General features: G+C 75.4%; 15 protein-coding genes. 9 read left to right on the top strand and 6 right to left on the bottom strand.

Annotation, left to right across the window (positions count from 1 at the left end; genetic code table 11):
* The first annotated feature begins 98 nt into the window (after positions 1 to 98).
* Positions 99 to 536 carry a hypothetical protein gene (locus BUE37_RS04735; RefSeq protein ID WP_139252816.1) on the top strand — a complete coding sequence of 146 codons (438 nt, stop codon included), beginning with the start codon at positions 99 to 101 and terminating at the stop codon, positions 534 to 536.
* On the top strand, positions 527 to 979 hold the full coding sequence (locus tag BUE37_RS04740; RefSeq protein ID WP_073418916.1) for a hypothetical protein: 453 nt from the start codon (positions 527 to 529) through the stop codon (positions 977 to 979). The genes BUE37_RS04735 and BUE37_RS04740 overlap by 10 nt, the downstream gene beginning before the upstream one ends.
* An 18-nt stretch (positions 980 to 997) precedes the next feature.
* Here the strand turns inward: BUE37_RS04740 and BUE37_RS04745 are convergent, their stop codons facing one another.
* The 3 genes from BUE37_RS04745 to BUE37_RS04755 all read right to left on the bottom strand — a co-directional run bounded on the left by BUE37_RS04745 (position 998) and on the right by BUE37_RS04755 (position 3,458).
* Positions 998 to 1,687, bottom strand: a complete 690-nt coding sequence (locus tag BUE37_RS04745; protein WP_073418918.1) for a response regulator transcription factor — start codon at positions 1,685 to 1,687, stop codon at positions 998 to 1,000.
* Positions 1,684 to 2,868 (bottom strand): sensor histidine kinase, encoded by a 1,185-nt coding sequence (locus BUE37_RS04750; RefSeq protein WP_073418919.1) that lies wholly within the window; start codon positions 2,866 to 2,868, stop codon positions 1,684 to 1,686. Before BUE37_RS04750 ends, BUE37_RS04745 begins: the two co-directional genes overlap by 4 nt.
* Positions 2,869 to 2,948: 80 nt before the next feature.
* Positions 2,949 to 3,458: a MarR family winged helix-turn-helix transcriptional regulator gene (locus BUE37_RS04755; protein ID WP_073418921.1), complete on the bottom strand. Its 510-nt coding sequence runs from the start codon at positions 3,456 to 3,458 to the stop codon at positions 2,949 to 2,951.
* Positions 3,459 to 3,546: 88 nt separating this feature from the next.
* Here BUE37_RS04755 and BUE37_RS04760 point away from each other — a divergent pair, with 88 nt between their 5' ends.
* The 5 genes from BUE37_RS04760 to typA all read left to right on the top strand — a co-directional run bounded on the left by BUE37_RS04760 (position 3,547) and on the right by typA (position 7,840).
* Positions 3,547 to 4,110: a YceI family protein gene (locus BUE37_RS04760; RefSeq protein ID WP_073418922.1), complete on the top strand. Its 564-nt coding sequence runs from the start codon at positions 3,547 to 3,549 to the stop codon at positions 4,108 to 4,110.
* 114 nt (positions 4,111 to 4,224) lie between these two features.
* Positions 4,225 to 4,713 (top strand): MauE/DoxX family redox-associated membrane protein, encoded by a 489-nt coding sequence (locus BUE37_RS04765; RefSeq protein ID WP_073418924.1) that lies wholly within the window; start codon positions 4,225 to 4,227, stop codon positions 4,711 to 4,713.
* Positions 4,706 to 5,467 carry a DsbA family protein gene (locus BUE37_RS04770; protein ID WP_073419571.1) on the top strand — a complete coding sequence of 254 codons (762 nt, stop codon included), beginning with the start codon at positions 4,706 to 4,708 and terminating at the stop codon, positions 5,465 to 5,467. The genes BUE37_RS04765 and BUE37_RS04770 overlap by 8 nt, the downstream gene beginning before the upstream one ends.
* 25 nt (positions 5,468 to 5,492) lie before the next feature.
* Positions 5,493 to 5,825: a hypothetical protein gene (locus tag BUE37_RS04775; RefSeq protein ID WP_073418926.1), complete on the top strand. Its 333-nt coding sequence runs from the start codon at positions 5,493 to 5,495 to the stop codon at positions 5,823 to 5,825.
* 125 nt (positions 5,826 to 5,950) lie between these two features.
* The gene (gene typA, locus BUE37_RS04780) at positions 5,951 to 7,840 is read left to right on the top strand and encodes a translational GTPase TypA (RefSeq protein WP_073418928.1); all 1,890 of its coding nucleotides are present in this window, start codon (positions 5,951 to 5,953) and stop codon (positions 7,838 to 7,840) included.
* 50 nt (positions 7,841 to 7,890) lie between these two features.
* On the opposite strand, the gene BUE37_RS04785 is transcribed toward typA, so the two are convergent.
* Positions 7,891 to 8,358 carry a YdeI/OmpD-associated family protein gene (locus tag BUE37_RS04785; protein WP_073418930.1) on the bottom strand — a complete coding sequence of 156 codons (468 nt, stop codon included), beginning with the start codon at positions 8,356 to 8,358 and terminating at the stop codon, positions 7,891 to 7,893.
* Positions 8,359 to 8,575: 217 nt separating this feature from the next.
* On the opposite strand from BUE37_RS04785, the gene BUE37_RS04790 reads away from it, so the two are divergent.
* Positions 8,576 to 9,103: a DUF5994 family protein gene (locus BUE37_RS04790; RefSeq protein ID WP_073418932.1), complete on the top strand. Its 528-nt coding sequence runs from the start codon at positions 8,576 to 8,578 to the stop codon at positions 9,101 to 9,103.
* 84 nt (positions 9,104 to 9,187) lie between these two features.
* Positions 9,188 to 10,165 carry an NAD-dependent epimerase/dehydratase family protein gene (locus BUE37_RS04795; protein ID WP_073418933.1) on the top strand — a complete coding sequence of 326 codons (978 nt, stop codon included), beginning with the start codon at positions 9,188 to 9,190 and terminating at the stop codon, positions 10,163 to 10,165.
* Between the two features lie 118 nt (positions 10,166 to 10,283).
* On the opposite strand, the gene BUE37_RS04800 is transcribed toward BUE37_RS04795, so the two are convergent.
* A complete protein-coding gene (locus BUE37_RS04800; protein ID WP_073418934.1) occupies positions 10,284 to 11,282 on the bottom strand; it encodes a sulfite exporter TauE/SafE family protein in 999 nt (332 codons plus the stop codon).
* A gap of 237 nt (positions 11,283 to 11,519) precedes the next feature.
* Positions 11,520 to 12,521, bottom strand: a complete 1,002-nt coding sequence (locus BUE37_RS04805) for an inorganic phosphate transporter (protein WP_073418935.1) — start codon at positions 12,519 to 12,521, stop codon at positions 11,520 to 11,522.
* Positions 12,522 to 12,526: the final 5 nt, after the last annotated feature.

Consider the following 12,526-nt stretch of genomic DNA (forward strand, 5'->3'; position numbering starts at 1 on the left):
GTCCTCCCGCGTCGGAGCGGGGACCGGTTCCCGCGGCCGCGCCGCTGCGCCCGCGGGCGGAGGGCCTGTCATCCTCCGGTCGGACACGGGGAGGACGCGTGAAGGGGACGGACCGGCGACGGGCGAGGACGAGCCTCGGGCCGGTCCTCGTGCTGGCCGCGGTGGGGGTGCTCTGGGCGCTCGTGGTGCCGGTGTCCCTCCTCGACGCCCTGGGGTCGATCCGGTTCGACCCCGCGGCCGCCTGGCAGGACGAGGCGACACCGGCGGCGGACGTCTGGCGGGGTCGCGCGCAGGGTGCGGCTCTCCAGGCGACGGCGCTGGCCGCCGTGCTGCCCGTGGCCGGGGCGCTGCTGGCCCTGCGCGGGCGGCGGCGGGTGGTCGCGGCGGTGTTCGGCGGCCTGGCCGCGCTCGGCATGGCCGCCGGTATCGGGCTCTACGCGCTGGCGCTCCCCGACGACCGGCCCGCCGCACCGGAGCAGGAGGTGGGCCTGGTCGTCTGCCCGGTGGACGGCCCGCGCGAGCCCCGGTGCCGGTGACGGGGACGCTGCACGGGCCCGGGGACGAGGCCGGCCGCCGGGCGGGCCCGCGCACCGAGCACCTGCTCTTCGCCGTGCTCACCGTGGCCTGGCTCGTGGCGACGGCCTGGCACGGGCTGCAGTGGCTGGGCGAGGTCGTGGACCACGCCGTCCCGGACTGGACGATCGGCGGCGGCGAGCGACCGACGGGCTGGGCGGAGCGGTCCGAGGCCCAGCGCCACGCCCGGCTGGCGACGGTCTGGGGGACGGTCCTGCCCTGGATCGGGCTCGCCGTCGCACTGGTGCGCCGCCGGGGGCTGTCCGCGACCGTCTTCGGCGGCGGCGTGCTGCTGTGCCTGGTCCTCGGCCTCGGGATGCACGACGCCGTGACCCCCGACCCGCCCGAGCCCGAGCCGCCGCGCGGGTGCGTCGAGTGGAGCGGCTACCCGAGCGACTGCCCGTGACGGTGCTGCCTCGGGAGATCAGGCGTCGCGGAGCAGGTCGGCGGGGGAGACCAGGCCGGTCCGGTAGGCGAGGACGACGGCCTGCACGCGGTCGCGCGAGCCGGTCTTCGCCAGCACCCGGCCGACGTGCGTCTTCACCGTCGCCTCGCTGACGAACAGCCGCCCGGCGATCTCGGTGTTCGTGGCGCCCAGGGCCATCTGCACGAGCACCTCGCGCTCGCGGGGGGTGAGCTCGCCGAGCTCCGCGCCCCCGCCGCCGGCCGGGGCCGCCGCCGAGCCGCGCAGCATCGGCGCCACGTGCTGCAGCAGCCGCCGGGTGGAGCTGGCGGCGATCACCGAGTCACCGGCGTGCACCGTGCGCACCGCGGCGAGCATCTCCTCGGGCGGGGCGTCCTTGAGCAGGAACCCGCTGGCGCCGGCGCCGATCGCCGCGACCACGTACTCGTCGAGGTCGAAGGTGGTCAGCACGACCACCCGCGGCGGGTCGGGCAGCGCGGTCGCCTGGCGGGTCGCCTCGATGCCGTCGGTGCCGGGCATGCGCACGTCCATCAGGACGACGTCGGCCGGCGTCGAGCGCAGCATCGCCACCGCGGCGGCGCCGTCACCGGCCTCGCCGACGACGGTGAGGTCGGGCTGGGAGTCGATCACCATGCGGAACCCGGCCCGCACCATCTGCTGGTCGTCGACCAGGGCCACCCGGATCGTCACCGTGCACCTCCCAGGGGCAGGACGGCGTGCACGCGCCACCCGCCGCCGGCCCGCGGGCCGGCCTCCATGCGGCCGCGGTGCAGCTGCGCGCGCTCGTGCATCCCGCGCAGCCCCTGACCCCGTCCGTCGCTCTCCGCCACGGCGGCGGCCGCGCCCCGCCCGTCGTCGAGCACCGACAGCTCGAGGGAGTCCGGCCGCCAGTGCAGCCGCACCCACGCCCGGCCGTTGGGGCCGGCGTGCTTGAGCACGTTGGTCAGCGACTCCTGCACGATCCGGTAGGCCGCCAGCTGCGGACCGGCGGCCATGGGGCGCGGCTCGCCCTCGACCAGCAGGTCGACGTCGAGCCCGCTGGCCCGCACGTCCTCGACGAGCGCGGGGACGGCCGCGACGTCGGGCTGCGGCGCGTACTCCTCGCCCGGGCCCTCACGCAGCACCCCGAGCAGCGCCCGCATGTCGGTGAGCGCCTGCCGGCCGGTGGCGGCGATGGCCTCCAGCGCGCCGGTGGCGGCCTCCGGGTCGGTGCGCCCGGCGTAGCGGCCGCCGTCGGCCTGCGCGATCACGACCGACAGGGAGTGCGCGACGACGTCGTGCATCTCCCGGGCGATCCGGGCGCGCTCGGCGGTGGCGGCCAGCCGCATCTCCTGCTCGCGCTCGACCTCCAGCAGGCGCGCCCGCTCGGCCAGGCCTGCGACCTCGCCCAGCCGCGAGCGGCGCACGCGGCCCAGCGCCCATGCCGCGACGACGGAGACGCCGATCGCGCTCACCGTGACGAGCAGCGCGTCGCTGGAGTTCGCCGAGTACCAGCGCAGCGAGGCGAGGACCGCGCCGAACAGCCCCAGCGCCAGCCCGGCCCGCGAGGCCCAGCGCTCGGCGTACGCGGCCAGGGCGTAGACCATCAGCAGCGCCGACACGTTGGCGGCGAGGAAGTCGGTGCCGAGGACCAACTCCGCGAGGCCCGCGACGGTGACGACCGCCGCGGCCGCGACCGGCGCGCGCCGCCGCCAGGCCAGCGGGGCCACGAGCGCGAGGCCCAGGACGAAGGCGACGCCCTCCGACCCGTAGTAGGAGGAGGCCGGGGCGACGACGGTGACCAGCCCCACCAGGCAGGCGAGGGCGACGTCGACCTCGAAGGGCCGGTCGCGCAGGCGTGCGGCGAACTGGTCGAGCAGGGGTCCGTCCATGTCGGGACCGACCCTAGGCAGCGCCGGGCGTCCCGTCGTCCACCCGCGGGAGGACCCCGTGTCGTGCCGCGGGCGGACCCTCAGCGCGAGGGGTCGAGGTGGCGCAGCAGCGTCTCGCCGAGGTCGCGCATCGCTTCGACCTGCTCCGGGGTGAGCTGGTCGAACAGGTGGGTGCGCACGCCCTCGACGTGCACCGGCGCGGCTGCCTCCAGGGCGGCGAAGCCCTCGTCGGTGAGGACGGCGAGCAGGCCGCGGCCGTCCTCGGCACACTCCTGGCGGCGCACCCAACCGCGCTCCTCGAGCCGCGACACCGCGTGCGAGAGGCGGCTGCGGGAGGACAGGCAGCGGTCGGCCAGCTCGCTCATGCGCATCTGCCGGCTCGGCGTCTCCGACAGCTGCACGAGGATCTCGTAGTAGGCGGTCGGGATGCCGGTGGCGCGCATGAGCTCGCGCTCGAGCCGGTCGTTGAGCAGCTGCGTGCTGTAGAGCCACGCCCGCCAGGCGCGCTGCTCCTCGGCGTCGAGCCAGCGCGTCCCGCCCGCGGGGTGCTCGACGTCTCCCTCGCCGGGAGGGGACACCTGCGTCGTCATGCCCTCAGGGTACTGGCGGAATAGTCAAGCGCTCAACTACGCTACCGGCGGCACGGAAGTACAACGCTCAACCACCTGGGAGCCAGCAATGACAAGCACCACCGCCGTCCAGATCCCCGGCTACGTCGCCGGCACCTGGGACATCGACGCCAGCCACTCCACCGTCGGCTTCTCGGTCCGCCACATGATGGTGAGCAAGGTCCGCGGCTACTTCACCCAGTTCTCCGGCGAGATCGTCACCGCCGAGGACCCGGCGCAGTCCACCGTGAACGCCACGATCGACATGGACTCGATCGACACCCGCCAGGAGCAGCGCGACGCGCACATCCGCTCCGCGGACTTCTTCGACGTCGGCAACCACACCGTCATGACCTTCCGCTCCACCGGCGTCGTCGCCGACGGTGAGGACTGGACCGTCCAGGGCGACCTGACCATCAAGGGCATCACCAAGCCCGTCACCCTGGCCCTCGAGGTCAACGGCTTCGGCCCCGACGCCTACGGTGGCACGCGCGCCGGCTTCAGCGCCAAGACCTCCATCTCCCGCAAGGCCTACGGCGTCGACATCGACATGCCGATGGACGGCGGCGGCGTCGTCGTCGGCGACAAGATCGAGGTCGAGCTCGAGATCGAGGCCGTGCTCCGCACCGCCTGATCCCCGGACGCCGCACCCGCGGCGGACCCGACCGAGGGGCCCCGGACGCACCCCGCGTCCGGGGCCCTCGCGCGTCCCGGGAACCAGGGGCGCCCCGGAGGCGACCACAGGGACGTGACCGTCGTCCGCAGAGCCCAGCCGTGGCTGTCGACCGCCGCCCGCCTCCTGCTCGGCGGCGTGCTCGTCGTCGCCGGCGCCCTCAAGCTGCCCGACCCGGCCGAGGCGGTGCGCGCCGTCCGCGCCTACCGGCTGCTGCCCGAGGGGCTCGTCGGGCCGGTGGCCTTCGGGCTGCCGGTGGTCGAGGTCGCCGTCGGCCTCGCGCTGCTGGCCGGGGTGTTCCTGCGGACGGCCGCGCTGGCCGCCGCCGTGCTGATGGCGGTGTTCACCGCCGCGGTGGCCTCCGCCTGGGCGCGGGGCCTGCAGATCGACTGCGGTTGCTTCGGTGGCGGCGGGGAGGTGGCCGCGGGGGAGACCGGCTACCCGGCCGAGGTGGCCCGCGACGTCGCGCTGCTGCTCGTGGCGCTCGCCCTCGCGCGGTGGCCACGGTCGCGGCTGGCCCTCGGTGGCCCGGCGGCCGGCGTCCGGGAGCCCGCCCGTGTCTGATCCCCGGCGCACCTCGGCGCGGCGGCGCATCGCGGAACGGCGGGCCGCGGAGGCGGCGGCGCGGGCGGCCGCGCTCCGGCGCCGGCGCACCGTCGTCGGCGGGGTCGTCGCGGCGGTGCTCGTCCTGGTCGCTGTCGTCGTGGTGGTGGTCGTGCAGACCCAGCGCACGCAGACGTCCCCGGCCGCCGCCGTCCCGGCCGGCACCACCGACGGCGGCACGGCCGTCGCCCTCGGCCCGGACGACGCCCCGGTGACCGTGGACGTCTACGAGGACCCCCTGTGTCCCTACTGCGCCCGCATCGAGGCCGCGGCCGGCGACACCCTCGAGCAGCTGGCCGCCGACGGCGCGGTCCAGGTGCGCTACCGCACGATCGCCTTCCTCGACCGCGCCTCCACCGACGACTACTCCACCCGCGCGCTCAACGCCGCCGGCGTCGTCGTCGACGCGGCCGGCGTCGAGGCCTGGCTGCGCTTCCACGACGCGCTGTTCGCCGAGCAACCCGCTGAGGGCGGGCCAGGGCTCGACGACGACCGGCTGGTCGAGCTGGCCGCGCAGGCCGGGGCCACCGGGGCGGAGGTCGAGCGGGGCATCCGCGACCTGCGCTTCGCCGACTGGACCGAGCAGGTCACCGACGCCGCCAGCCGCGCCGGGGTGACCGGCACGCCCACCGTGCTCGTCGACGGCGAGCCGCTGCCCGCCGAGGAGCTGACCGCCGAGGGCGTCCGCGCGGCGGTGGAGGGCGCGGCGCCGTGACCGGCGGTGCGGGGACACTGGGCACATGACGACGTCCGTGCTCTCCCGCGCCCGCACCCGGCTGTCCTCCGCCGCCCTCGTCGCCGTGGGACTGGCGGCCGGCTTCGGCGTCGCGCAGGGCACCGGGATCCGGGCGCTCGGCGGCGCGGTGTTCCTGGCCGGCGGCCTGGCAGCGGGGTGGCTGTGGGTGCAGCGGCGCGGCTGGGTGGTGGCGCTGGGCCTCGGCGCGCTCTACGTCGGGGCCTTCGTCCTGGCGCACGTGCTCGCGCTCGGTGCGGGCCTGCCGGCCTGGCTGGCCGTGAGTCTGGTCACGATCGCCGCCGCCGGGGTGACGTACGCGGTGGCCGACCGCCCGTAGCGGGGGAGGGCCGGCGCGCGCAGCGCCTAAGCTGGGAAGGTCGCCGGGCCGGCGGCCGTTGTTCGTGGTACCGCGTGCGCCGCCGCCGCGGGATCCCCCTGACTCCCCCTGAGGTGCCCTTCCGCATGCCCACCCGCGACGACCTGCGCAACGTGGCGATCATCGCCCACGTCGACCACGGCAAGACCACCCTGGTCGACGCCCTCCTCCGCCAGGCGGGCGCCCTCGGGCGCGCCAAGGGCGAGGGGACGGACAACGACTCCACGCAGGACCGCGTCATGGACTCGATGGACCTCGAGCGTGAGCGCGGCATCACCATCCTCGCCAAGAACACCGCCATCCGGCTGGCCGACGAGGACGGCAACCCGGTGACGGTGAACATCGTCGACACCCCCGGCCACGCCGACTTCGGCGGCGAGGTCGAGCGCGGCCTGTCGATGGTCGACGGCGTCGTGCTGCTCGTGGACTCCTCCGAGGGCCCGCTGCCGCAGACCCGCTTCGTGCTCCGCAAGGCGCTCGGCAAGAAGATGCCGGTCATCCTCGTGGTCAACAAGACCGACCGCTCCGACGCGCGCATCGCCGAGGTCGTCGACGAGACCTACGAGCTGTTCATGGAGCTGCTCGAGGACAACGGCCTCGACACCGACGCGCTCGAGTTCCCGATCGTCTACAGCAACGGCAAGACCGGGCAGGCCTCGCTCACCCGGCCCGCCGACGGCACCAGCCCCGACAGCCCGGATCTGGGCCCGCTGGTGAAGACGCTGCTCGACACCATCCCGGCGCCGACCTACGACGCCGAGGAGCCCCTGCGCGCGCAGGTCACCAACCTCGACGCCTCGCCCTACCTCGGCCGGCTGGCGCTGCTGCGCATCCACTCCGGCACGATGAAGAACGGGCAGCAGGTCGCCTGGTGCAAGACCGACGGCACCATCCAGCGGGTCAAGATCACCGAGCTTCTCGTGACCGAGGGCCTCACCCGCACCCCGGCCGACAGCGCGGGCCCCGGCGACCTCGTCGCCATCGCCGGCATCGAGGACATCATGATCGGCGACACCCTCGCCGACCCCAACGACCCGCGCCCGCTGCCGCCGCTGACCGTCGACGAGCCGTCGATCTCGATCACCATCGGCATCAACACCTCGCCGATCTCCGGCCGCTCGGGCAAGAAGCTCACCGCACGGCTCATCAAGAACCGCCTCGACCAGGAGCTGGTCGGCAACGTGTCGGTGCGCATGCTGCCCACCGAGCGCCCCGACACCTGGGAGATGCAGGGCCGCGGCGAGCTGGCGCTGGCGATCCTCGTCGAGCAGCTGCGCCGCGAGGAGTTCGAGCTCACCGTCGGCCGCCCGCAGGTGGTCACCAAGACCATCGACGGCTCGCTGCACGAGCCGGTCGAGCGGGTCACCATCGACACCCCCGGCGAGTACGTCGGCACGCTGACCCAGGCGCTGGCCGCCCGCAAGGGCCGCATGGAGAACCTGGTGCACCACGACACCGGCTGGGCGCGGATGGAGTACGTCGTCCCCTCGCGCGGCCTGATCGGCTTCCGCACCGAGTTCCTCACCGAGACCCGCGGCACCGGCGTCCTCAACCACAACCTCGAGGGCTACGAGCCGTGGATGGGCGAGATGCGCGCCCGTCCCACCGGCTCGCTGGTGGCCGACCGGCAGGGTGTGGCGACGTCGTACGCGATGTTCTCGCTGCAGGAGCGCGGCTCGATGATGGTGGCCCCGGGCACCGAGGTGTACGAGGGCATGATCGTCGGCGAGAACTCCCGGCCCGACGACATGGACGTCAACATCACCAAGGAGAAGAAGCTCACCAACATGCGGTCCTCGACCGCGGAGGAGCTCGAGCGCCTGGTGCCGCCGCGGATCCTCAACCTCGAGCAGGCGCTGGAGTTCTGTGCCGAGGACGAGTGCGTCGAGGTCACCCCGGCCGCCGTCCGCGTGCGCAAGGTCGTCCTCGACCAGACCGAGCGCGGCAAGGCGAAGAACCGCAAGCCCAAGGCCTGAGCCAGGCCGCCGAGAGCCCCCGTCCGGTCCGCCGGGCGGGGGCTCTCGCGCTACCCGGCCGCCAGCTCCCGCAGCAGGGCGGCGATCCGCTGCGCCCGGGTGGCCTCTCGAGCCGCGTTCTCCACCGGCGTGAGCAGCTGCCTCCGCCGGCCGGGCGTCAGCCGCTCGAACGCGGGCAGGCGGCCGCCGTCCGCCAGCGCCGCCCGCACGTCGTCGGGGACCAGGACGGCGTCGGGGTCGGCCGGGCGCAGCCGGCACGCCGCCGCGTCCCCGGGGGCGAGCCCCAGCCGGCGGCGCAGCCCCGGGCCGACGTAGACGAACGCGTCGGCCAGCACGGCCGGCTCGGCCCGGTTCAGCCCCAGGTTGACCTCGACGTCGTCGACGCGGCCCTCGACCCGCCGGGTCCGCTCCGCCCGGGCCGCCTCCTCCAGCGCGGCCGGGACGCGGATGACCAGGTAGACGTTCCGCCCCCACGGCAGGGGCTCGAGGACGCCGTCGAAGACGGACTCACGGGTCATGCGGCCTCCCCGGGGACGGTTCCCTGCCGCATCTTCGCCGGACGGCGGCCTCCCGGATGCCCGTGACCGGATCGTGACCTCCCGTGACGGCGGGCCGTACGGACTCGACAGGCCGGTCGCCGCCTCGCCGGGCCGCCCCACCGCGCCGACCTACGGTCGCTGCGGTGGGCCCGGACGCGGGCCCGCCGCGGGGACGAGCGGGAGGCGGGGACAGCAGATGACCCAGGCGGTGTGGGGACCGGAGGGCTTCCGCGGCGGCATCGACGTCCGGGTGAGCCTGCGCGCGGACGCCGGGTCGGGCGAGAACACCTTCGACGGCGCGTGGTACCCGCGCAGCCGCGACCTCGCCGTCGAGGTGCCGGAGCTGGTGGCCGCCCTCGACCGGCGCGGCGTGCGCATCGAGCGCTTCACCCATCCCCTCGACGGCTGGCAGCCCGCACCGCGCAAGGTCGTCGTCGACGGCCGGGTGGTGCGCACCGGCGGGTTCCGCAGCATGGACCCGGGCGTGGTGTGCCTGAGCTGGGCCGGTGGCAACCGCCGCGCCGACCTGCTCGTCGTCCCGCCGGAGACCGACGTCATCACCGGCGTGCGGGCGCTGCGGCTGTGCACCCGCCGTGGCCTGCCGCGCTCGCCGCAGATGGTGCTCGCCGCCGCCCGCTCCCAGCCGCTGCCCCAGGTGCCCGCCGTCCAGGTGTCCCGGGCCGTCCAGGTGTCCCCGGCCGGGCAGGTGTCCCGCGCCGGCTGAGGGGCGCGCGCTCCGCGCACCCGACGTTGCGCCGTCCGCGAACCGGCTGGACGGCGGGGGAGCCGCTCGGCTGGGCTGCCGGGCATGCGACTCCTCGTCCTCGGCGGCACCCGCTTCCTCGGCCGGCACGTGGTGACCGCGGCGCTCGCCCGCGGCCACGAGGTGGCCACCTTCACGCGCGGCGTGAGCGGCGCTCCCCCCGAGGGCGTCCGCGCGCTGTACGGCGACCGCGACGACCCCGCGGCCCTGCCGCGCGCGCTGGACGGGTGGGCGCCCGAGCTCGTCGTCGACACCTCCTGCCAGACCCGCCCGGCCGCCGACAACGCCGCGGCCGCCCTGGCCGGGGTGCGCGGCTACGCCTTCACCAGCAGCCTCAACGCCTACTCCGGCTGGCCGCCGGGCCCGGTCCGCGGCGAGGACGACCCGGTGTGGGACACCCCCGACGACGACTACGGGCCGAACAAGGCCCACGCCGAGCGGGTGCTGGGCGCCGCGCTGCCCGGGCGGTTCCTCACCGCGCGGGCGGGGCTGGTCCTCGGCAGCCACGACAACGTGCGCCGGCTGCCCTGGTGGCTCGAGCGCATCGCCCGGGGTGGCCGGGTCGTCGTCCCCGACGCGCTGGAGCAGCCGATCGCCCTGGTCGACGCCCGCGACCTCGCCGGCTGGCTGGTCGCGATGGCCGAGGACGGCGTCTCGGGCCCGGTGAACGCCACCGGCCCGGCTGGGATGACGACCCTGGGCGGGCTGCTGGAGACCTGCCGGGAGGTCACCGGAGGCGACGCCGAGCTCGTGCCGGTGCCGGAGGAGGACCTGCTGGCCGCCGGCGTGGAGCCCTGGCTGCACCTGCCGTTCTGGCTGCCCTGGGAGACGGCGGCGACGGCGTGGGACGTCGACACCACCCGCGCGCGGGAGCTGGGGCTGCCGGTCCGGCCGGTGGGGGAGACGGTCGCCGACACCTGGGCCTGGCTCCGGGGCGACCCGCCGCGGCAGGCGAGGCGGGCCGGCCTGCCCGAGCCGGGGCTGCCCGCCGAGCTGGAGGAGACCCTGCTGGCCGGCCGCTGAGACGCGAGGAGGCCCCGCCCGGCGGTGCCGGACGGGGCCTCAGGTGAGCTGTGGGTGCGGCCTCCCTGCAGGGGCCCGCCGCGAGCTCGCGAGCGGTGGGGGGCAGGGAGGCCCTTCGTCAGTCGCGCGGGTCGGCGGGGCGGCCGGCGCGCAGGCTGCGCTCGAGGTCCGCGGCGTCGGCCGCGTCCGGGGAGTGCAGGTCCTCGGCCAGGCGGGCGGCCTCGGCGGCGAGGGCGTCGGCCGACTCCTGCGCCCGGTCCTTGCGGTACTGGCGGTAGGAGTGGGCGACGGCGGCGGCCCAGACGGCGTAGATGACCGCGTAGACCGCGTACCGGACCGGGTCGGAGGCGTCGATCCAGTCGCTGCGCAGCAGGGTGCGGCTGTTGGTCAGCACGATGATCCCGCCGACCAGCGAGCCGAGCAGCCGCGGCGGTACGTGGCGGACCAGCCACGCGGCGAGCGGGGCGGCCACCAGCCCGCCGAGCAGCAGCGCCGCGACCCAGGCGAAGTCGATGCCCTGCGAGCCGAGCGCGAGGAGGAAGCCGAGGCTGGCCGCCAGCGCCACGAGGAACTCGGAGGTGTCGATCGAGCCGATGACCTTGCGCGGCTCCATGCGGCCGCTGGCCAGCAGCGCCGGGGTGCCGACCGGGCCCCAGCCGCCACCGCCGGTGGCGTCGACGAAGCCGGCGACCAGGCCCAGCGGGCCGAGGAAGCGCTTGCGCACCGGCTTGCCGAGGTTGCGCCGGTCGATGCCGCGCAGCGTGAAGCGCACGAGCAGGTAGATGCCGAGCCCGAGCAGGATCAGCGACATCACCGGGGCCGCGACCTCGGTGGAGAGGTTGGACAGCACGGTGGCGCCGGCGAACGCGCCGACCGCGCCGGGGACGCCGACCTTGGCGACGACCCTCCAGTCGACGTTGCCGAACTTCCAGTGGGACAGGCCCGACGCGAGCGTCGTGCCGATCTCGGCGAGGTGGATGGTGGCCGACGCGGCGGCCGGGTTGGTGCCGATGGCCAGCAGCAGCGTCGTCGAGGTGACGCCGTAGGCCATGCCGAGGCTGCCGTCGACGAGCTGGGCGCCCAGGCCGGCGAGGGCGAGCAGGATCAGGGTCTTCACGGGGGAGGGCTCCGGTCAGGAGGTGCCGGGCGCGCGTCGGCGCAGCTCTCGGCAGGGACGAGCGGGGAGGAGTGCGCCGGGGAGGCGCCGGGACTCGTCAGACCGGACAGGCGGCGGTGCACACACGCAGCAGGTCGACGTGGATCCGCCCCACCAGGAGCACCGCCGTCGCCGCCACGGGGACTATGTCTACCAGATCGATCGACTATCGCCGACCGCGGGCCGGGGTTCCTCCGCTCAGCCGACGACGAGGTCGGTGACCAGGTACGCGAGCGCCGCGACCGCTCCCGCCGCGGGCAGCGTCACCACCCAGGCGACGACGATGTTGCCGGCCACGCCCCAGCGGACGGCCGACAGCCGGCGGGTCGACCCGACGCCCATGATCGACGTCGTCGTGATGTGCGTCGTCGAGACGGGCACGGCGAAGACCGTCGCCGTGGTGACCATGACGCCCGAGGCGACGGTCTGGGCGGCGAAGCCACCGGCCGGGGTGAGCTGGATGATCCGCCGGCCCAGCGTCCGCATGATCCGGAACCCGCCGGCGTAGGTGCCGGCGCTGATCGCGCCCGCCGCGGCCAGCACCACCCAGAAGGGCACCTCGAAGGAGTCGATCTCCCCGGCGGTGAACAGCGCCAGCGTGATGATGCCCATCGTCTTCTGCGCGTCCTGCAGGCCGTGGCCGAGCGCCATCGTGGCCGAACTGACGATCTGGGCGTAGCGGAAGCCGCGGTTGGCGCGGCTGACGTTGGCCCGCCGGAACGTCCACAGGATCAGCAGCATGAACAGGTAGCCCAGGCCGAAGCCGACCAGCGGCGACACGACCATCGGGACGACCACCTTGTCGAGCACGCCCAGCCACTGGACGTCGTGCACCGCGGCCAGCGCCGCACCGACCAGGCCGCCGATCAGCGCGTGCGACGACGACGACGGCAGCCCGAAGTACCAGGTGACGAGGTTCCACACGATCGCCCCCACCAGGGCGGCGAAGACGATCTCCAGTCCCTCGGTGCCCGACGGCGGCTCGATGATCCCGGCGCCCACCGTCTTGGCCACCTCGGTCGACAGCAGCGCGCCGACGAGGTTCATCACCGCCGCGAGGGCGAGGGCCACCCGCGGGGTGAGCGCCTTGGTGGAGACGGCGACGGCGATCGCGTTGGCGGCGTCGTGGAAGCCGTTGGTGTAGTCGAAGGCCAGGGCCACCGCGACGATGACGACCAGGGCGACGAAGGCCGCGTCCATCGGCG

Origin of the sequence: Geodermatophilus nigrescens, from assembly GCF_900129495.1 — a bacterium.
In the GTDB taxonomy this organism is placed as follows: domain Bacteria; phylum Actinomycetota; class Actinomycetes; order Mycobacteriales; family Geodermatophilaceae; genus Geodermatophilus; species Geodermatophilus nigrescens.